Source organism: Amycolatopsis stemonae, assembly GCF_054781455.1.
Genome location: NZ_BAAGUJ010000002.1, coordinates 128505 through 147436 on the forward strand (window position 1 = coordinate 128505; position 18932 = coordinate 147436).

The following is an 18932-nucleotide window of genomic DNA, read 5'->3' on the forward strand; positions in this document are numbered from 1 at the left end:
GCGGGTACGCCGAACGGATGTGGCTTGATCGGCCGGTTACCCGAACCGTCGTCGGACCGGGAGCATTGGTTACACGTGTCGTGACTTCTTGACCGAACGGCGATCAGGACTTCACAGCGTGCTCATATGCGGCGATGAGGTTCTTCGCCGAGTTCTCCCACGAGAGCGCGCCGGCCACCCGGGCCTGGCCGAGCTTGCCCATCCGGACCCGCTCCTCGGGGTCGTCGAGCAGCTGGGAGACGAGCTTCGCGAACGCCGATTCGTCGTTCGCCGGGGCGTAGACCGCCGCGTCGCCGGCCGAAACGCGCGCCTCGCGCAGTTCGAAGGAGACGATCGGCTTGCTCATGGCCATGTACTCCATGACCTTGTTCATCGTGGAGACGTCGTTGAGCGGGTTCAGCGGGTCCGGCGAGAGGCAGACGTCGGCGGTCGACAGGTACCGCACGAGGTCTTCGTCGGAGATCCGGCCGGTGAACTCGACCTGGTTGCTCAGCCCGAGCTTCGCCGAAAGCGCGACCATGTCGTCGAAGGCGTCGCCGGAGCCGACGAACACCGCGTGCCAGTCGGTCCGCCCGACCTCGTCCCGCAGCTTCGCGAGCGCCCGCAGGGCATAGTCGACGCCGTCCTGCGGGCCCATCACACCGAGGTAGGCGAGCATGAAGGGCTTGCCCTTCTTCAGCTCGGGCTCGACGGGCACTTCGTGGAACCGCTCGACGACCGGCGCGCTGCGCACCACGAAGACGTCTTCGGGCCGCTTGCCGCCGCGGATCCGGGCGACCTGCTTGTAGCTCTCGTTCGTCGCGATCACGACGTCGGCGGCGCGGTAGGTGGCGCGTTCGAGCGCGCACACCCCGCGGTACAGCAGGTCCTGCCCGCGGTCGAAGCGCGAGAGGTACAGCTCGGGGCACAGGTCGTGCTGGTCGAAGACGAACCGCGCGCCCTGGCGCTTCAGGTACTTCGCGACCAGGTACAGCAGGTCCGGCGGGTTGCAGGCGTGCACGACGTCGACCGGACCGACCTTCCGCGCCAGCCGCAGCGTGTGCCACAACGCGCTGCCGTACTCCTGCAGGTACCCGGCGGGCCCGCCGGTCGCCGCCTTCAGCGGGTACCGGTGAATGTGGACGCCGTCGACGACGGCTTCCGCCTCGGTGTCGCGTTTGGTGCCCTGCGGGCAGATCACGTGGACTTCCCACCCGGCGTCGCGCAGGGTCGTGGACTCCTGCCACACGCGCCGGTCGAACGGGACGGAGAGGTTTTCGACGAGGATGAGCGCTTTACCAGGCAAGGCCGGCGTATCCCTCTTCAAGGCGACGCGTCGCGGCGTCGGGCAGGCGGACGAGGTCGATCAGCGCCCGGTCGCCGCCGTGCGGCAGGGCCGCCAGCACGTCCGGGTCCTTGGTGCCGACGAGCAGGACGTCGGCGTGGTCCATGACTTCTTCGACGGACCCGGCCAGCAGCTGGCCGAGGTGCGGCAGCCGGCCCTCGATGTACTCGCGGTTGGCGCCCATGAGCCGCGAGAGGCTGACGTTCGCGTCGTAGATCTTCAGGTCGTAGCCCTTGCCGAGCAGCCGCTCGGCCAGCTCGACCAGCGGCGACTCGCGCAGGTCGTCGGTGCCCGGCTTGAAGGAGAGGCCGAACAGCCCGACCTTGCGCTTGCCGGTGCGCGCGACGAGGTCGAACGCGCGCTGCAGGTGTTCGTCGTTGGACGCGAGCACGTGCGACAGGATCGGCACGCTGACGTCGGCGCGGTGCGCGGCGTAGACCAGCCCACGCAGGTCCTTCGGCAGGCACGAGCCGCCGAACGCGAACCCGGGTCTCAGGTAGGCCGGGCTGATGTTGAGCTTGGTGTCGGCGAGGAAGACGTCGATCACCTGGTGCGAGTCGAGCCCCAGGGCCCGGCAGACCGCGCCGAGCTCGTTCGCGAAGCCGATCTTGAGGCCGTGGAAGGAGTTGTCGGCGTACTTCGTCATCTCCGCGACCGGGATCGGCACGCGGAAGACCGGGCCGGGCAGGCCTTCGTAGAGCGCCGCGACGGCGTCGCCGCTGGCCGCGTCGATCTCGCCGATCACGGTCTTCGGCGGGTCGAAGAAGTCGCGGACGCTGGTGCCCTCGCGCAGGAACTCGGGGTTCACGGCGACGCCGAAGCCGACGCCGGCGGTGCGGCCCGAGGACTTCTCCAAGATCGGGATCAGCAGGTCCAGGCAGGTGCCGGGGAGCATCGTGCTGCGGAAGACGACGGTGTGCCGTTCGCTCTTCTTCGCGATCGCTTCACCGATCTCTTCGGCGACGCGCTCGAGGTAGACGGTCGAGAGGCTGCCGTTCGGCGCCGACGGCGTGCCGACGCAGACGAGCGAGATCTCGCTGTCGGCGACGGCGTCCGCGACGTCGGTCGTGGCTCTCAGCGCGCCGCTCGCGACGACTTCGGCCGTCAGCTCGCCGATCCGCTCCTCGACCACCGGGGCCTTGCCCTGGGCGATGAGGTCGATCTTGACCGGGTTGACGTCGACGCCGACCACCCGGTGGCCCCGCCCCGCCAGGCACGCGGCGGAGACACAGCCGACGTAACCGAGTCCGAAGACACTGATCTTCACGCCAAAACCTCCGCTATTCCGCGCGACCCTCAAGTTGGTCGGCGGGACCCCCTGGATCGTTACCGGAGGCGCGGCGAACGGGGTAAAGCGTGAGGAGGCCGTCAGGCGTAACGGATTTCGCGTAAAAATCGGGTCTCGAATTGCAGGTTGCACGTGGGCGAGCAACCCGCTGGACGCGGTTTCGGTCAGCGGGTCCCGAGAAGCCGTTTCCGTTCCGGGGTGTCGGTCCACCACGGCCGCGGCGGCGCGCCACCGGCTTCGCCCCGAGCCGGGGGCTCTGCCACCCGGACCCCCCGAAGCCGTGGTTGCGCGGGCTCATGGGCCCAGCACAGCAGCCCGGGGGCCGGCCCGTCTTGAACGGATCGGCCCCCGGTGCGCGGTTCGTCAGTTGTTGTTCACGAAGGTGGTGGCGAGGCTCTGCCCCTTGCTCACCGCGTTGTTGTGGTTCTCGATCGGCGAGACGGTCGAGTTCTTGAAGCAGATATAGGTGACCCCGGAGTCGGTGCCGCCGTTGGACGGGTCGGGGTTGATGCCAAGGTCCTTCGCCGTCGCGTAGGAGGCTTCACCGATGATCTGCGTCGGCCCGGTGTCGCCGATGACGGCGTACTCGACCTTGCCGTTGTAGATCACGGCGCAGGAGCCGCCGCCCTTCAGCTGCGACGAGGTGTACTTCCAGATGCTGCTGGAACTCGGCACGACGATGTAGGGCAGCTTCGCGGCGTTGAGCGGCTTGCCGTCGGACTGGTGGAACGCGGTGTCGTTCTGGTAGCAGCAGTCGGTGTTCTCGTTGCACTGCGTGCTGCGCTGGCCATCGCAGTCGATGTCCATGTCGGCTTTCCAGAAAACGGCCCCGTTGGCGTCGCAGATGGCGACGGTCCTGGCCGAGACGTCCTCGTCGGTCTTGTACTTGCCGTTCGAGATCTGCTTGCAGCCGCTGGTCTTGGCGAGCAGCTGCGCCGCGGTGGGCCCGGCCTCGACGGTGGCGGGCCTCGCTTGCGCACCCGGGGTTTGCGCACTCGGGGCTTGCGCGGCCGACGCGAGCGCCGACAGCATCACGGCCGCGGCGACCGCCATGGTCGCGAGCAGGATCAGTTTCCGCATTCCTGGTGCTCCCTTTAGTTAGGAAACTTTCCTTACGGCGGCGAGGCGACCAGAATGCACCCGCGGGAGGACGGGTTCAAGACCTTCCGGTCCGAGAATTTCCCATCATGCGGCCGGACTTGACGAAAAGGCTGCTCACCGAGGGCGAAGGCTCGAGAAGGTGTTCCGATCGCCGGGACGGAGGTGCCTGGCAGTTCTCGATCCGCGGCGCGCCGGTCAGCTGCCACGAATCAGCCTCGGCCGAACCGGCGACTCGCAACCCGCCGCGCGAATCAGCCCCGGCGCCGACCTACCCGGTCCACAGCACGCGGGTCAGCCGCGGCGCGACCTGCCGCCGCACGCAAACCAGCCCCGGCGCAACGGCAGCTCGCAACCCACCAGCCGCTGCACGCGAATCAGCTTCGGCGAAACAGCAGCCCGCAACCCACCAGCCGCTGCACGCGAATCAGCTTCGGCGAAACAGCAGCCCGCAACCCACCGGCCGCCGCACCCCAAACCAGGCTCAGTGAAACAGCGGCTCACCACCCACCGGCCGCCGCGCCGGAATCAGCCTCGGCGCCCAGCGCGGCGGAACAACCGGCTCACCCACTCCGCGGCACGCCGGTGCCCCGCCTCGAGCACCTCGTCGAGCCAGTCGCCGTCGACGTCGTGGCTCAGCTCCGTGCGTGCCTGCAGCCAGCCGTCGCGGCTCGTCGCGCCGCCGTCGCTCGAATACACCCGCGTCGCGCCCGCCTGCTTCAGCCGCGCGAGCACGCGCCGGTCGTAGGCGCCGTACGGCAGCGAGAACCGCCGGACCGGGCGGCCGCAGAGGTCGCCGAGCAGCTTCGGGGCGTCGGTGAGCTCGCGGCGGGCGTGCCGGTCGTCGAGGCGGCGCCAGTCCCGCGGCTCCCAGCCGTGCGAACCGATCTCCATCCCGGCGCGCGCGAGCTCGCGCAGGCCGTCGCGGTCGAGGTAGCCGCGCTGCCCGAGGCGGCCGGCGAGCGGGAAGAACTCCGCCGTCAGCCCGCGGTCGACGAGCCGTGGCAGGGCGATCTCGACGTCGGACTCGTTGCCGTCGTCGAAGGTCAGGTGGACGTCCGTCCGGTCCTGGACCGCCTCGAGCACCTGGTCGAACTGCTCGACCGTCACCCAGCGCTCGTCCTCGCCGGGATCGAGCTGCCGGGCCGGCCGGCCGATCCCGTGCACGGCGAGGTTGACCGCCACTGCTCCCACCGCCTGCCACCGCGAGTAGTCGATTTGTTACTTCGATTAATCGCGGTGGCAAACGGGGGAGTTACAGGTTTTCGGCGGCAATCAGCCTTTGCGGATCTCCAGCGTGCAGCACTTCGGGCCGCCGCCGGCTTTCCGCAGCTCAGAGATGTCGACGTAGACCGGCTCGTACCCCCGCGCGGCCAGAAGTTCACCCAACCGGGTGGCCTCCACCGGCAATACGACATTGCGTCCGTCGGACACTCCGTTGAGCCCGAAACACTCTGCGTCTTCACGCGTCGCCAAAACGGCGTCCGGGAACAGCCGCTGCAGCACGCGACGCGAGCCGGCCGAGAAGGCCTCCGGGTAGTAGACGATCTGCGCGCGGGTGGTGTCCGTCGCCTCGGCGAGGACGAACAGCGCCGTGTCGAGGTGGTAGTAGCGCGGGTCGACCAGGTGCAGCGAGACGACCGGGACGCCGAGGACCTCCTGCGCCTCGGCGTGCGCGGCCGGGTCCGTCCGGAAGCCGGTGCCGGCCAGCAGCAGGGCGCCGGTCCAGGCGAAGTCGCCCTCGGCCTCGTTGATCTTCTCGGGCATGGTGATGTCGCGGTAGCCGTGCTCGACGAACCAGCGGCGGAAGTGCTCGGCCTCGGCGGCGCGCTGCGGCGCGCGGAACCGCGACCCGAGCACGCGGCCGTCGACGACGGTGCCGGAGTTCGCGGCGAAGACCATGTCGGGCAGCCCGGGCTGGGCGTCGATCTCCTCGACGGTGTGCCCGAGGCGGCGGTAGGTGTCGCGCAGCTCGGTCCACTGCGCCATGGCGACGTCGGCGCTGACCGGCTGGGTCGGGTCCATCCAGGGGTTGATCACGTAGTCCACCGCGAAGTGGCGCGGAGGGCACATCAGGTATCGACGGGTGGTCGGTACGCGCATCGCCTGCATGATTGCAGGGTAAGGGCTGCCTAATATCGCAATCAATCGCTGTTCGCTGCGCACATCTGTGCTAAGTGTTGCGTGTGAACACCATCGACCAGCGAATCGTTTCGTGTCTCGTGGCGAACGCGCGGTCCAGCTACGCGGAGATCGGCAAGGTGGTCGGTCTGTCGGCCCCGGCGGTCAAGCGGCGCGTCGACCGCCTCCTCGAAACCGGCATCCTCCGCGGCTTCACGGCGGTGGTCGACCCGGAGGCCCTGGGCTGGGGAACGGAGGCGTTCGTCGAGGTCACGTGCCAGGGCAACATCACCCCGGCCCGCATCCGCGCGCGCTTGGAGCCGCTCCCGGAGGTGGTGGCGGCGTACACGGTCTCAGGCGCGGCGGACGCGATCGTCCACCTGCGAGCGGCGGACATCCACCACCTGGAGACGGCGCTCGAGCGGTTACGCGGGCTGGAGATCGTGGACCGGACCGTGTCGACGGTCGTGCTTTCGCGGCTCTTGGAGCGCCCGCCGACGCCGGAGGAGTGAGCCCCGGCCCGCCGAACAGCGCTGTCGTGCCGATCATCAGCAGGTTGCCGATCAGCGCCGCCAGTACCCTGCCCCGATGACCGACAGCATCGTCAGCGAGCACTCCGGCGGCGTCGCGCTGCTGACCGTCGACGCGCCCGGCAGCCGCAACGCGCTGACCCTCGACCTCTCGGCCCAGCTCGCCGCCGCCGTCGAGGCCGCGGAACGCGACCCGGACGTGCACGCCGTCGTCGTCACCGGGACGCCGCCCGCCTTCTGCGCCGGCGCCGATCTCACCGCGCTGGGCCAGGCCGACGAGACCGGCCTGCGTGCCATCTACGACGGCTTCCTCGCCGTGGCCCGCTGCGCGCTGCCGACGATCGCCGCCGTGAACGGGGCGGCCGTCGGGGCCGGGCTGAACCTGGCGCTGGCCGCCGACGTCCGGATCGCCGGGCCGCGCGCGAAGTTCGTCGCCCGGTTCCTCGAGCTGGGGCTGCACCCCGGCGGCGGGATGACGTGGATGACGCAGCGGCTGGCCGGCCCGCAGCAGGCCGCCGCGATGACGTTGTTCGGCCAGTTACTCGACGCCGAGGCCGCCGTCCGCGCCGGGCTCGTCCTCGAGGTCGTCGAAGGCGACCTCGTCGCGGCGGCGCGGGAGCTCGCCGCGCCTGCCGTCGCCGCGCCGCGCGAAGCGCTGCTCGCCACCAAGCGCAGCCTCCGGACGACCGCGTCGCTGGCCGCGCACGCCGACGCCGTCGACGTCGAGATCCAGCCGCAGCTGGCTTCGCTGGCCTCGCCGGAGTTCGCCGAACGGCTCGAAGCGATGCGGGCACGGATCCGGTCCCATTCCTGATCCCACCAGGTGGACTCCCCTCCCCCGAGACCCGTGTCACAGCGAGAAGAGGCGTTTACCCGTTACCATCGGTCACAGATATTTGTCGGACCAGCACAGAAGAAGCCGTAGCGCAGTAATGAGGTCGTCCGGCGCCCGGGACACTAGGAACATCGTTGTCGTGCGCGAGCTAACCTCGTGGTAGTGCCTGGTGATCCGACCGTCGGCGCACCGGGCGGCGACTGACCGCCGCAACGTCGGGAGAGAGGGAATCCCTGACCCATGAGCACGAGTGCGAACGGCAACGGCGCTGGTCACGGCTCGCTCGCCGCGACCAGGCAGACCGAGGTCAGCAAGCTGGACCGGGTCGTGATCCGGTTCGCGGGCGACTCGGGTGACGGCATGCAGCTGACCGGTGACCGCTTCACGTCCGAAGCGGCCGCCTTCGGCAACGACCTGTCGACGATGCCGAACTTCCCCGCCGAGATCCGCGCCCCGCAAGGCACCATTCCCGGCGTCTCGAGCTTCCAGGTCCACTTCGCCGACTACGACATCCTGACCCCCGGCGACCGCCCCGACGTGCTCGTCGCGATGAACCCGGCGGCGCTGAAGGCGAACCTCGGCGACGTCCCGCAGGGCGGGACGATCATCCTCAACACCGACGACTTCATCAAGCGCAACCTGACCAAGGTCGGCTACGCGACCGACCCGCTGGACGACGACACGCTCGCTCCCTACCAGGTGCACCGGGTCGCCATGTCGACGCTGACCCAGGGCGCGCTCGCCGACACCGGCCTCGGCAAGAAGGACGCCGAGCGCTGCAAGAACATGTTCGCCCTCGGCCTGCTGTCCTGGATGTACCACCGGCCCACCGAAGGCACCGAACGGTTCCTGCGCGAGAAGTTCGCCAAGAAGCCCGACATCGCCGAGGCCAACATCCTGGCCTTCCGCGCGGGCTGGAACTACGGCGAGACCACCGAGTCGTTCGCGACGACGTTCGAGGTCGCCCCGGCGAAGCTGGCGCAGGGCACCTACCGGCAGATCACCGGCAACACCGCGCTGGCGTACGGGATCGTCGCCGCCGGGCAGCGTTCCGGCCTGCAGATCCTGCTCGGCACGTACCCGATCACCCCGGCCTCGGACATCCTCCACGAGCTGTCCAAGCACAAGAACTTCGGCATCGTCACGTTCCAGGCCGAGGACGAGATCGCCGGCATCGGCGCCGCGCTCGGCGCGTCCTACGGCGGCGCGCTCGGTGTCACCTCGACGTCCGGCCCGGGGGTCGCGCTGAAGTCCGAAGCCGTCGGCCTCGGCGTGATGGTCGAGCTGCCGCTGGTCGTCATCGACGTCCAGCGCGGCGGCCCGTCCACCGGCCTGCCGACCAAGACCGAGCAGGCCGACCTGCTGCAGGCGATGTTCGGCCGCAACGGCGAGTCGCCGGTCCCGATCGTCGCGCCGCTGTCCCCCGCGGACTGCTTCGACGCGGCCATCGAGGCCACCCGCATCGCGCTGAAGTACCGCACGCCGGTGCTGCTGCTCTCGGACGGCGCGATCGCCAACGGCTCCGAGCCGTGGATGATCCCGGACGTCGAGAACCTGCCCGACCTGACCGTCGAGTTCGCGACCGAGCCCAACGCCGACAACGACTCCGGCGAGTTCTGGCCGTACGTCCGCGACCCCGAGACGCTCGCCCGCGCGTGGGCCATCCCGGGCACGCCGGGGCTGCAGCACCGCATCGGCGGTTTGGAGAAGGCCGACAAGACCGGCCACATCTCCTACGACCCGGCCAACCACGACAAGATGGTCCGGCTGCGGCAGGCGAAGATCGACGGCATCGACGTCCCGAACGTGGTCGTCGACGACCCGTCCGGTGGCAAGGCGCGCGTCCTGGCGCTCGGCTGGGGCTCGTCGTTCGGCCCGATCGGCGCCGCGTGCCGCCGGGTGCGCAAGCTCGGCATGCCGATCGCGCAGGCGCACCTGCGTCACCTCAACCCGCTGCCGGCCAACCTCGGCGACATCCTGCGCAGCTACGACAAGGTCGTGGTGCCGGAGATGAACCTCGGCCAGCTTTCCCTGCTGCTGCGGGCGAAGTACCTGGTGGACGTGCACTCGCACACCAAGGTCGCGGGCATGGCCTTCAAGGCCGAAGAGCTGCAGGACCTGTTCTCGGAGATCATCACCGGCGTTGCGACGGAGGCGGCGAAATGACCGCAATCGACATCGGGCTTCCCACTCTCGGCGGCCTGGACCTTGTGCCCACCACCGAAGAGCCGCAGAAGGCCAAGGACTACAAGTCGGACCAGGAGGTCCGCTGGTGCCCCGGCTGCGGCGACTACGTCGTGCTGAACGCGGTCCAGTCGTTCTTGCCCACGCTCGGCCTCAAGCGCGAGAACATCGTCTTCATCTCGGGCATCGGCTGCTCGTCGCGCTTCCCGTACTACCTCAACACCTACGGCATGCACTCGATCCACGGCCGCGCGCCGTCGATCGCGACCGGGCTCGCGACCACGCGCGCGGACCTGTCGGTGTGGGTCGTCACCGGGGACGGCGACGCGCTGTCCATCGGCGGCAACCACCTGATCCACGCGCTGCGCCGCAACGTGAACATCAAGATCCTGCTGTTCAACAACCGGATCTACGGCCTGACCAAGGGGCAGTACTCCCCGACGTCCGGCCAGGGCATGGTCACCAAGTCGACGCCGATGGGGTCGGTGGACACGCCGTTCAACCCGCTCTCGCTGGCGATCGGCGCGGAGGCGTCGTTCGTGGGCCGGGCATTGGACTCCGACCGCAAGGGCCTCACCGAGGTCCTCGAAGCCGCGGCGAAGCACCGCGGGTCGGCGCTGGTGGAGATCTACCAGAACTGCCCGATCTTCAACGACGGCGCGTTCGACGTCCTCAAGGACGCCGACGAGGCCGCCACCCGGCTCATCCCGCTGCGCGCCGGCGAGCCGATCCGGTTCGGCCCGAACCAGGAGTTCGGCGTCAAGCGCGGCGACTGGGGCGGCCTGGACGTCGCGAAGGTCGCGGACATCGGCGAGGACAACGTCGTGGTGCACGACCCGTCGATCACCGACACGTCGTACGCGTTCGCGCTGTCGCGCCTCGGCGACCAGAACCTGAACCACGTCCCGACGGGCATCCTCCGCCAGGTCGAGCGCCCGACCTACGACGACGGCGCCCGCGCCCAGGTCGAGGAGGCCCGCGCGGCCCGCACGCCGGACCTGCAGGGCCTGCTGCGCGGCAAGGACACCTGGACCGTCGCGTAAGTCCCGCTTCTCCGAAGGCCGCCATGCCCGGTGCATGGCGGCCTTCGGCGTATTCGGGGTTGCCTGACTTAGGACACGTGTCCTAAGTTTCAGGTCATGCGACCTTTCGTGTTCTTCGACGTCCGGACATCCGACGTGGACGGCAGCCGCCGGTTCTTCGGCGAGCTGCTCGGCTGGCAGACCTCGGGCGCCCTGCTGACCGACGACGGCGTGCCGTGGGGCGGCCTCACCGAGCTGGCGCCGGACGACGCCCGCGCGCCGCAGTGGCTGCCCTACGCGCCGGTGTCCGATGTGGACGCCGCCGCGGCGAAAGCCGTGGAGCTGGGCGGAAAAATCCTCCGGGAGCGCACGGACCTGCCGGTCGGCTCGCTGGTCGTCGTCACCGATCCCGGCGGCGCGGCCCTGGTCCTGTTCCAGGCCGCCTGAAGGTCAGCTGAGCGGGCGGAACCCGACGCGCTCGGCGTCCTCGGCGGTCCGGAACCACACCTCGGCGACCATCTTCGGGAACTGCGCCGAGTCCTCGGTGCAGTACCGCAAGGCCGTCACGCTGGCCTTGACCTCGAAGCCGTCGCTCGGGCGGCCGCCACCGGGGCGCGGCATCGCCGAGCCGGGGCCGAACGGGCCGGGCGGCACCGAGTCGCCCGCCGCCTGCCGCGCGGGCGGTGGCTCCGGCGCCGCGAGGGCCGCCTGGTTCGGCTGCACCGACGGCTCGAACAGCGAGCCGCTGTGCGCGCCGGCGAGGTCAGTCTCGCGCCGCTCGACGGTGCGCATCGACGGCTCGATCGGCTGCGGCGGCTCGAACCCGCCGCGCAGCGCCTCCCGCGGCTGCCGCTTCGGGAGCACCTGCGTCGCCTCGGCGGGGGTCTCCGCCGGGACGTCGAGGTCGCCGTTGGCCGCCACGTCGTCGCCGCCGAACGCGTACTGCGGCGGCTCGGCGGGCTCGGCTTCTTCGGCGGTTTCCTCGGCCTCCGCCGGAGCGCCCACGGAACCCAGGTAGCGCGTGCGCTCCACCGGCTCCTCGAACGGCGACCGCTCGGCGGGCGGCTCGTGGTCGAACCAGTCCGGCGCCGGCGCGTCCTCGGCCGGGGCCTGGAACAGCGAGCCCGCCGCCGGGTCCGGGTCGAGCTGCTGCTCGAGCCGCGAGAGCGCCGGCGCGACCGGTTCGGCCTCGGGCTCCCCCTCCGGGACCAGGTACTCGGTCGCGGACGCGCGGTACGGGTCCTCGTGCTCGGCTTCGCCGACCGGCGACAGGTACTGCGTCGCCGCGCTCCGGTACGGGTCGTCGCCCTCGGGCTCCGGCTCAGGCGCGCGGTAGGCGTCCTCGGGTTCCGGCTCCGGCAGCGTGCCCGGCGGCACCTGGGAGTCCAGCTCGGCGAAGTCCTCGTCGATGTCGTCGTGGATTTCGTCGCGGTTGAACGGCCCGGGCGCGACGAGCGTGCCCGGGTACGACGTCTCCTGCCGCGCCGGCTCCGGCTCGGGCCGCGGTTCCGGCTCGGGCCGCGGCTCCGGCCGGGCGAACACCTCGGTGCCCGGCGCGGCCGCCAGCCCCAGCCCGGCGGCGTTCGCGGGCGTGCGCGCGGCGTCGGCGTGGGCCTGCGCCAGCGCGCTCTCCAGCTTGCGGACGCTCTTGCGGAGCGGCAGCACCAGCACCAGCCAGGTGAGGAGCACGCCGACGAAGAACGCGGCGAGGCTCCACAGCCAAACCTGTCCGAAAATGGACATCTCTTTCCTGCCCCTGTTTAGTGCGTGCGCGCGACCAGGTAGTCGGCGACCGACTCGCACGCGTCCCGGGCGGGTGACGCCGGCAGCGCGGTGAGCTCGGCTCGCGCGCGCTGAGCGTAGTCGGAAAGGGTGACGCGTGCGCGTTCGAGGCCACTACTCGCGCGCAGCAGCTCGAGGGCCTCCCGCACGAGCGCGTCCTCGGCGATCGGCCCGGACAGCAGCTCGACCAGCCGGGGGTCGGTGCCCGGGTCCGCGAGCGCGTAGAGCATGGGCAGCGTCCGGACGCCTTCGCGCAGGTCGGTGCCCTGCGCCTTGCCGAGCTCGTCGGACGGGGACGCGATGTCGATGATGTCGTCGGAGATCTGGAACGCGGTGCCGATGATGTCGCCGAAGCGGCGCAGCGCCTCGATGTGCTCCTCGGCGGCGCCGGACATCATCCCGCCGAACCGGCCGGACGTGGCGATCAGCGAGCCGGTCTTCTGGGCGATCACGGTCAGGTAGTGCGCGACGGCGTCGTCACCCGGTCCGGGGCCCACGGTCTCGCGCATCTGGCCGGTGACCAGCTCGCCGAAGGTCTCGGCGATGATCCGCGCGGCGTCCGTGCCCAGGTCGGCGACCAGGCGCGACGCGTGCGCGAAGAGGAAGTCGCCGGTGAGGATGGCGATGGTGTTGTCCCAGCGCGCGTTGACGCTCTCGGCGCCGCGGCGCATGTCCGCCTCGTCCATGACGTCGTCGTGGTAGAGCGTCGCCAGGTGCACGAGCTCGACCGCGGCGGCGGCGATCACGACGTGGTCGTCCTGCTTCGGCCCGAACTGGGCGGCGAGCAGCGTGAACAGCGGACGAAAACGTTTGCCCCCCGCCTCGACCAGGTGCAACGCGGCGTCGTTGACGGCCTGGACGTCGCTGCGGACGACCTCGCGCAGCAGCTTCTCGACCTCGGCCAGCCCGCCGGCGATGGCGCGCAGCAGGGCCTCGTCGGAGATCTGCAGGCCCACCGACGCGCGCAGGTCCTCGAGGGCGCCACCCGGCGCAGCGGGGAGGGATCCCGCCCCGGGGGCTGGGGAAGGCACAGACACGTCGGCTCCGCTCTACTCGTGCACCGGTCGGGTATGCCTTGAGCGTAGTGGCTACCCCGCGCGGTCGTTTACCCGCTGTCCAGCGGAAACGGTGATGAACGCGACACCCGCGAACGGCCCCCCGTCCGGATACCCCGGGGCTCACCAACGGGTGGTTCATGATCCACGAAGGGGTGATCAGCGGTTTCCGGCGCAACGGACGTCTCCGGCGAGCGGATATTCAGCCGGAGGAAGAGCGTGGCTCTCCCCGGTCGGCAAGGAGGACGCGAAATGCGCAACACCATCGCGAGGCGGGCCGCGCTCGCCGGGACACTGCTGGTGACCGGGCTCGCCGTGACCGCGGCACCGGCACAGGCCGCCCCGCAACCGGGCGTGGCGAACATCGGCTCGGCGGAGTTCACGAAGGCCGGTTCGACGATCAAGGTGCCCACGCAGGGTCACTGCTCGGTGGACGGCCCGACGAGCGCGACGGCCCAGCCGGTCTCGAAAACGGGCATCACGTTCGGCGGCGGCACGTCGTCCTGCACGACGACGGTGACGGACCCGAACACGGACGCCACGACGACCACCTCGACGGCAACGGGCAAGAACTTCGAGCTGTCCGCCCTGGTCAGCGCGGGCGGCCCGCGCGTCAAGCTGGCGACGTTCACGGTGAAGTGCACGGCAACCCAGACGCAGACGAACGCGAACTGGAGCTTCGGCGGGATGTCGGGCATCCCGAACCCCCCGAGCCCGGTCCCGGTCGGCTACACGGCGCCGCTCAAGAAGTCGAACGGAACGGTCCTGGCGAACGTGGTGTTCAACATCCAGAACCTCCCGGGCGACGGCAGCATCGGCCTGACGATGCTGCGGATCGACTTCCTCCCGGCGTCGGGCATCAGCGGCCAGGTGGTGCTGGGCCACACGTCCTGTTCACCAACGCCGTAGAGACACACCCGAGGGCCGCGGCTCGCTTGCCGCGGCCCTCGTTTCTTTCCCGGCTTTCGACGGTGGGAACCCTGGTAGTCTGCTGGCCGTCGGATACGCAGGGTGCCCGGGGCGGAGCACACTGCAAGCTAGGGGAGAGCTGATGACGACGGGGTTCCACGATGAGTGAGGGGCAACCACCCGCGTACGACCCGAACACACGGCGCGCGCCCTTGCGGCCGCTTGTGCCGGAGGCGGGGTCTTACGGGGGCGAGGCCGGAGCTGGGGCCGGCGGAGCGGGGTTCCAGTACGACGAGGCCACCCTGCACGAACTGGTGCGGGAGTGGAACGACCTGGCGAACGAGTTCAAGATCGACCAGGAGCATGCGATCGTGCTCGCGCGTACCGAGGGACCGGGAACCGAGTACGCGAGCGGCAACAATGCCGAGAAGATTCAGCAGTCCGGAAACTCGCTCCTGGACACGCTGGCTCAGCGTGAAGAGTACTGCCGGAACATGGCCGCCAAGTTCAAGACCGCTCTCGGGCGGTATGCGAGCGCCGAAGACGACCACACCACCGAAATCAAGCATGCCGGAGGCAGTCTCTGATGCGCCGCACTGTACTCATGCTGAGCGCCTTGCTGCTCGCCGCGACCGCGTGCTCGACGGTGAATCCAGGGAAGCCTTCACCCTCGAGCAACGGCGCCAGCACCAGCTCTTCCACTGAGACGAGCAGTGCCGTGCCGGGCCCGGGCGTTCCGAAGGTGCCGAGCCCGATCGACGTGACCCGATTCAAGCAGGCACCCTGCGACGCGCTGAAGGCCGCTCAGGCCGCAGAACTGCTGGGCGATGGAGTTTCCGGGAAAGCCGATCTGCAGGGGCCCGCGGGACCGAGTTGCGCTTGGGATTCCGCCGATGTCTCGCAAGCAGGCGTCGCAGTCATCTTCACGGACGCGGACCAGCTCGGCCTTACCAGCGTGTACGCGGCGAAGGACAAGCAATACAAATTCTTCCTTCCCCTGGCTGCCATCGACGGCTTTCCCATCGTGGCGTACGGCGTCAGCGACGAGCGATCGACTCGCGGCCGCTGTGCTGTCGCGCTGGGGGTGAGTGACACCCAGGTTGTGGATATCCACGTCGCTCAGTCCGAAAGCAATATCGGCAAGAAGGACCCCTGCGATGCGGCCCATGGGATAGCGTCGCAAGTGCTCGAGAACCTTCGTGGAGCGAAGTGATGGTTACCGAAGGACCGCTGACCGCCGCCCAGATCTATGAGCAGATCACCGGGGGCAATGGTGTTGGGTCGCTGGGTGAGGCTCAGGACAGTGCCACCCAGCTGACCACCCGGATGATCGAACGCGCTCAGCGGATCAGTGCTCTGCGGGCCAAGACCATGTCCGGCTGGCAGGGCGCTGCCGGCAGCGCCGCCGCCGATGCCACGCTTCCGCTTGTCCAAGCCGCCGCTGATGATGCTGTTCATCTGAAGAATGCCCAGACTGCTGTCGGGGCTCAGATGGATGCCTTTGGTACTGCCAAGAACTCCGTCAAGCCTGTTGCTCCTCAGCCGCCTGAGCTCACTGCTCGGGATGTTGCTGATGTGCTCAACGGTAAGGGGTTTGGCTCTTACAACGCCAAGGTTGCCGGGTGGCAGGCTGATTCGCAGGCCAATATCGACGCCTTCAGTGCCTATCACTCCGCCAGCAGTACCAATGGGGGGCAGATGCCCGCCCAGTACGCGCAGCTTGCCGACTCCGGGGCTCCGGTCTCCATGAGCACGCCCGGTGCGGGAACGCAGAACCAGCAGAACCAGCAGAACAAGACCGCTGGGCCGACCGATACCGGGGAATGGGCGCGGAATCCGCGACAGCCTCAGGTTCCGCCGCAGAAGTCTCAGGTTCCGCCGCAGAACCGGCAGGTCGTGCAGCCGCCGGGGCAGAACCAGGTCCAGCGCACGAATCAACCACCGAACCAAGTCCGGCCGCCCGGGGGTGGCTCGGACAACACCCACGCCAACAACTACGTCCCTCAGCCCGTCATGCCTCCTGCCGCTCAGGGTGGGTACGAGTTCGGGCCCACCGGGCAGCCCGTCAGCAATCTCGGCGGGAGTACCGGCTACACCCCCTACGGGCCGGGCGGGTACGGCAGCGGAATGAACACCGGGACAGGAACAGGCACCGGATACGGCCCGCGAGGAACCGGCGCAGCACCAGGGACAGGGACAGGGACAGGGACAGGCGCCGGGTACGGAACACGCGGCCCGGGCGCGGCCAGCGGTGCCCGCATGCCCGAAGAACGCTTCCCCAACTCCGCTGCCGCGCGGGGGGCTGCCGGGCAACGAGGGGCCAACGGCATGCCCATGGGTGGCCAGATGGGCGGCCGCGGCAAGGAAGAAGATCGCGAAAAGAAGAAGGCCCCGTACCTCCAGAACCCGGATCCCGACGAAACCTTCGGCGGGTTCACCGAAAAACCCATGCCGCCGGTGATCGGCGAGAACCGGGCCAAATAGCCGTGCTCAACGCCGAATTCTCGCTGCACACCCTGCTCACCGCCATGCGCGGCGTCGGCTGCGGGGACCCGCACCCGATCTTCGCCGGGGGCCTGCGGTACATCCCGCCCAGCGCGCGAACCCAGGTGAACCGCCAAGCCTTCGAAGAGCTCAGCGAATACGGCTTCACCCAAGGCGACGGCTTCACGCCCGAATTCGAAGACCTCCTGCACCTCATCGACAACCCGGCGCAGGAGCTCTTCGCGTACGCGCGCGACACCGACGCGCAGATCGGCGTGCTCGTCGCCGCCAAGAACCGCACCACCGTCGCCGTGGTGTGCCGGGGGGAACGGGTCGAACTCGCCGGGGTCTCCCCCGACACCCATCCCGTCGACGCCCTCGTCGCGCGGCTGCCCGAGTACCCCGCGGCGAACATCAGGCCGTTCTCCCTGCCGCAGGAGGACTTCCAGGGCACGCAGGACGTCAGCGACATCTTCGACGACGCCCCCGCGCGCAGCCGGGAAGCCCAAGAACTCGACGCGTTCTTCCAGCAGCGCTACTTCGGCGTCGGGCAGCTGCACGCCGAGGGCAAGACCCTCAGCTACCTCGACCTCGACGCCGGGCGCGTCGGGATCGCGCTCGCCGACGGCTACATCAGCGTCCTGCCCGGTGATCCGCACGAGATCAGCCGGAAGCTCAAATGAAAAGGCCGCCACCCCGAGCACAGGGGGTGGCGGCCAAGGGAGAAACTCAGAAGGCGAAGCCGCCCGAGCCCGCCCACGAGAGGGCGAACGCCGGGACCAGGCCGAGCACCAGCGTCACGGCCGTGCCGAGGAAAATCGCCGTGCCGGTGCCGAAGCCCGGGACCGAAACCGACGGGCCGTCCGCCGCCGGCTCCGAGAAGTACATCAGGACGATCACCCGCAGGTAGAAGAACGCCGCCACCGCGCTGAACACCAGGGCGACCACCACCAGCGGGGCCATACCGTCCGAAAGCGCCGCCGAGAACACCACGAACTTCCCGACGAAACCGGACGTCAACGGGATACCGGCGAGGGCCAGGAGCAGGAACGTGAAGACGCCGGCCACCAGCGGCGAACGCTTCGCCAGACCCGCCCACGCCGAGAGGTGCGTTGCCTCGCCCGAGGAATCGCGCACCAAGCTGATCACCCCGAACGCCGCCATCGTCGTGAAGCCGTACGCCAGCAGGTAGAACAGCGTGCTCGACAAACCGTCGCGAGTCATCGCGATCGCGCCCACCAGCAGGAAGCCCGCGTGCGCGATCGACGAGTACGCCACCATGCGCTTGACGTCCGTCTGCGTCAGGCCCAGCACCGCGCCGATCACCATCGAGATGATCGCCACCGCCCAGAGCACCCCGCGCCACTCCCAGGACGTCGACGAGAACGCCACCGACAGCACCCGCAGGATGCCGCCGAACGCGGCGACCTTCGTGCACGCCGCCATGAACGCCGTCACCGGCGTCGGCGCGCCCTGGTACACGTCCGGGGTCCACGTGTGGAACGGGCCGACCGAGCCCTTGAACAGCAGGCCGACGACCAGCAGGCCGAGGCCCGCGAACAGCAGCGTGTCCGACCGGTCCGAACCCGCCGCCGCGGCCGCGATGTCCGCCAGCTTCACGGAGTTCGCGTAGCCGTAGAGCAGCGCGAGGCCGTACAGGAAGAACGCCGAGGAGAACGCGCCGAGCAGGAAGTACTTGACCGCCGACTCCTGCGACAGCAGGCGACGGCGCCGGGCCAGGCCGCACATCAGGTACAGCGGCAGGGAAAGCACTTCCAGCGCGATGAACATCGTCAGCAGGTCGTTCGCCGCGCAGAACGCCATCATGCCGCCGAGCGCGAACAGCGTCAGCGGGAAGACCTCGGTCTGCATGGTCGTCGCCGTCTGCGCGCGGTCCTGGACCGTGCCCGGGCGGATGCCGGCCTGCGCGACCAGCGCTCCGCCCGGCTCGACCACGCGGTCGGAGATCAGCAGCACCGCGCCGACGCTCAGGGCGAGCAGCGTGCCCCAGAGGAACAGCGCCGGCCGGTCGATCGAGATCGCCCCGCTGAACGTCTTGACGCCGCCCGCGGGCGCGCTGCCCGTGGCGTAGACGATCAGGCTGACGCCGGCCGCGACGATCGCCACCAGGCTCAGCCCGACCTGCAGGCCGAACCGCGAGCGCTTCGCGGCGAACGCCTCGACCAGCACGCTCACGCACGCCGCGCCGAGGACGATCAGCAACGGCAGCACCGCCGGGTAGTCCACCGACGGCGTCGCGATCGGCGGCTCCGCCTGCGTCAGGAGGATGTCGAGCACGG

General features: G+C 69.8%; 18 protein-coding genes. 10 read left to right on the top strand and 8 right to left on the bottom strand.

What is annotated here, in order from left to right:
• Nucleotides 1–103 precede the first annotated feature (103 nt).
• The 5 genes from ACYVLJ_RS06615 to ddaH all read right to left on the bottom strand — a co-directional run bounded on the left by ACYVLJ_RS06615 (nucleotide 104) and on the right by ddaH (nucleotide 5813).
• On the bottom strand, nucleotides 104–1285 hold the full coding sequence (locus ACYVLJ_RS06615; RefSeq protein WP_451982571.1) for a glycosyltransferase family 4 protein: 1182 nt from the start codon (nucleotides 1283–1285) through the stop codon (nucleotides 104–106).
• A complete protein-coding gene (locus tag ACYVLJ_RS06620; RefSeq protein ID WP_460438066.1) occupies nucleotides 1275–2591 on the bottom strand; it encodes a Rossmann-fold NAD(P)-binding domain-containing protein in 1317 nt (438 codons plus the stop codon). Before ACYVLJ_RS06620 ends, ACYVLJ_RS06615 begins: the two co-directional genes overlap by 11 nt.
• A 384-nt stretch (nucleotides 2592–2975) precedes the next feature.
• The gene (locus ACYVLJ_RS06625) at nucleotides 2976–3692 is read right to left on the bottom strand and encodes a glycoside hydrolase family 75 protein (protein ID WP_460438067.1); all 717 of its coding nucleotides are present in this window, start codon (nucleotides 3690–3692) and stop codon (nucleotides 2976–2978) included.
• 546 nt (nucleotides 3693–4238) lie between these two features.
• Entirely contained in the window at nucleotides 4239–4904 is a 666-nt protein-coding gene (locus ACYVLJ_RS06630) for a polysaccharide deacetylase family protein (RefSeq protein WP_460438068.1), read from the bottom strand.
• Between the two features lie 81 nt (nucleotides 4905–4985).
• A complete protein-coding gene (gene ddaH, locus ACYVLJ_RS06635) occupies nucleotides 4986–5813 on the bottom strand; it encodes a dimethylargininase (RefSeq protein ID WP_451982584.1) in 828 nt (275 codons plus the stop codon).
• An 83-nt stretch (nucleotides 5814–5896) separates the two neighbouring features.
• On the opposite strand from ddaH, the gene ACYVLJ_RS06640 reads away from it, so the two are divergent.
• The 5 genes from ACYVLJ_RS06640 to ACYVLJ_RS06660 all read left to right on the top strand — a co-directional run bounded on the left by ACYVLJ_RS06640 (nucleotide 5897) and on the right by ACYVLJ_RS06660 (nucleotide 10849).
• Nucleotides 5897–6343, top strand: coding sequence for an Lrp/AsnC family transcriptional regulator (locus ACYVLJ_RS06640; RefSeq protein ID WP_026468878.1), 447 nt, complete (start codon nucleotides 5897–5899; stop codon nucleotides 6341–6343).
• Between the two features lie 76 nt (nucleotides 6344–6419).
• Nucleotides 6420–7175, top strand: coding sequence for an enoyl-CoA hydratase (locus ACYVLJ_RS06645; protein ID WP_460438069.1), 756 nt, complete (start codon nucleotides 6420–6422; stop codon nucleotides 7173–7175).
• Nucleotides 7176–7436: 261 nt separating this feature from the next.
• Nucleotides 7437–9362: a 2-oxoacid:acceptor oxidoreductase subunit alpha gene (locus tag ACYVLJ_RS06650; protein WP_451982589.1), complete on the top strand. Its 1926-nt coding sequence runs from the start codon at nucleotides 7437–7439 to the stop codon at nucleotides 9360–9362.
• A complete protein-coding gene (locus ACYVLJ_RS06655) occupies nucleotides 9359–10423 on the top strand; it encodes a 2-oxoacid:ferredoxin oxidoreductase subunit beta (protein WP_460438070.1) in 1065 nt (354 codons plus the stop codon). The genes ACYVLJ_RS06650 and ACYVLJ_RS06655 overlap by 4 nt, the downstream gene beginning before the upstream one ends.
• 96 nt (nucleotides 10424–10519) lie before the next feature.
• Nucleotides 10520–10849, top strand: coding sequence for a VOC family protein (locus tag ACYVLJ_RS06660; RefSeq protein ID WP_451982595.1), 330 nt, complete (start codon nucleotides 10520–10522; stop codon nucleotides 10847–10849).
• A 3-nt stretch (nucleotides 10850–10852) separates the two neighbouring features.
• Here the strand turns inward: ACYVLJ_RS06660 and ACYVLJ_RS06665 are convergent, their stop codons facing one another.
• Both ACYVLJ_RS06665 and ACYVLJ_RS06670 read right to left on the bottom strand, forming a co-directional pair.
• On the bottom strand, nucleotides 10853–12145 hold the full coding sequence (locus ACYVLJ_RS06665; protein WP_460438071.1) for a sunset domain-containing protein: 1293 nt from the start codon (nucleotides 12143–12145) through the stop codon (nucleotides 10853–10855).
• A gap of 17 nt (nucleotides 12146–12162) precedes the next feature.
• On the bottom strand, nucleotides 12163–13215 hold the full coding sequence (locus ACYVLJ_RS06670) for a polyprenyl synthetase family protein (protein ID WP_451982939.1): 1053 nt from the start codon (nucleotides 13213–13215) through the stop codon (nucleotides 12163–12165).
• Nucleotides 13216–13491: 276 nt separating this feature from the next.
• Here ACYVLJ_RS06670 and ACYVLJ_RS06675 point away from each other — a divergent pair, with 276 nt between their 5' ends.
• From ACYVLJ_RS06675 to ACYVLJ_RS06695, 5 genes are all read left to right on the top strand, one after another.
• Nucleotides 13492–14148: a hypothetical protein gene (locus ACYVLJ_RS06675; protein WP_460438072.1), complete on the top strand. Its 657-nt coding sequence runs from the start codon at nucleotides 13492–13494 to the stop codon at nucleotides 14146–14148.
• Nucleotides 14149–14309: 161 nt separating this feature from the next.
• Nucleotides 14310–14735: a hypothetical protein gene (locus tag ACYVLJ_RS06680; protein ID WP_460438073.1), complete on the top strand. Its 426-nt coding sequence runs from the start codon at nucleotides 14310–14312 to the stop codon at nucleotides 14733–14735.
• On the top strand, nucleotides 14735–15361 hold the full coding sequence (locus tag ACYVLJ_RS06685; protein WP_460438074.1) for a DUF3558 domain-containing protein: 627 nt from the start codon (nucleotides 14735–14737) through the stop codon (nucleotides 15359–15361). Before ACYVLJ_RS06680 ends, ACYVLJ_RS06685 begins: the two co-directional genes overlap by 1 nt.
• Nucleotides 15361–16632 carry a PPE domain-containing protein gene (locus tag ACYVLJ_RS06690; RefSeq protein ID WP_460438075.1) on the top strand — a complete coding sequence of 424 codons (1272 nt, stop codon included), beginning with the start codon at nucleotides 15361–15363 and terminating at the stop codon, nucleotides 16630–16632. Before ACYVLJ_RS06685 ends, ACYVLJ_RS06690 begins: the two co-directional genes overlap by 1 nt.
• A gap of 2 nt (nucleotides 16633–16634) precedes the next feature.
• Nucleotides 16635–17315 carry an ESX secretion-associated protein EspG gene (locus tag ACYVLJ_RS06695; protein ID WP_460438076.1) on the top strand — a complete coding sequence of 227 codons (681 nt, stop codon included), beginning with the start codon at nucleotides 16635–16637 and terminating at the stop codon, nucleotides 17313–17315.
• 46 nt (nucleotides 17316–17361) lie between these two features.
• Here the strand turns inward: ACYVLJ_RS06695 and nuoN are convergent, their stop codons facing one another.
• Nucleotides 17362–18930: an NADH-quinone oxidoreductase subunit NuoN gene (nuoN, locus tag ACYVLJ_RS06700; protein WP_451982615.1), complete on the bottom strand. Its 1569-nt coding sequence runs from the start codon at nucleotides 18928–18930 to the stop codon at nucleotides 17362–17364.
• Between the last annotated feature and the right edge of the window lie 2 nt (nucleotides 18931–18932).

Coding starts and splice junctions, on each gene's coding strand:
- ACYVLJ_RS06625 (WP_460438067.1), bottom strand. CDS start 3,692: ATGCGGAAACTGATCCTGCTCGCGACCATGGCGGTCGCCGCGGCCGTG.
- ddaH (WP_451982584.1), bottom strand. CDS start 5,813: ATGCGCGTACCGACCACCCGTCGATACCTGATGTGCCCTCCGCGCCAC.
- ACYVLJ_RS06645 (WP_460438069.1), top strand. CDS start 6,420: ATGACCGACAGCATCGTCAGCGAGCACTCCGGCGGCGTCGCGCTGCTG.
- ACYVLJ_RS06650 (WP_451982589.1), top strand. CDS start 7,437: ATGAGCACGAGTGCGAACGGCAACGGCGCTGGTCACGGCTCGCTCGCC.
- ACYVLJ_RS06655 (WP_460438070.1), top strand. CDS start 9,359: ATGACCGCAATCGACATCGGGCTTCCCACTCTCGGCGGCCTGGACCTT.
- ACYVLJ_RS06660 (WP_451982595.1), top strand. CDS start 10,520: ATGCGACCTTTCGTGTTCTTCGACGTCCGGACATCCGACGTGGACGGC.
- ACYVLJ_RS06665 (WP_460438071.1), bottom strand. CDS start 12,145: ATGTCCATTTTCGGACAGGTTTGGCTGTGGAGCCTCGCCGCGTTCTTC.
- ACYVLJ_RS06675 (WP_460438072.1), top strand. CDS start 13,492: ATGCGCAACACCATCGCGAGGCGGGCCGCGCTCGCCGGGACACTGCTG.
- ACYVLJ_RS06680 (WP_460438073.1), top strand. CDS start 14,310: ATGAGTGAGGGGCAACCACCCGCGTACGACCCGAACACACGGCGCGCG.
- ACYVLJ_RS06685 (WP_460438074.1), top strand. CDS start 14,735: ATGCGCCGCACTGTACTCATGCTGAGCGCCTTGCTGCTCGCCGCGACC.
- ACYVLJ_RS06690 (WP_460438075.1), top strand. CDS start 15,361: ATGGTTACCGAAGGACCGCTGACCGCCGCCCAGATCTATGAGCAGATC.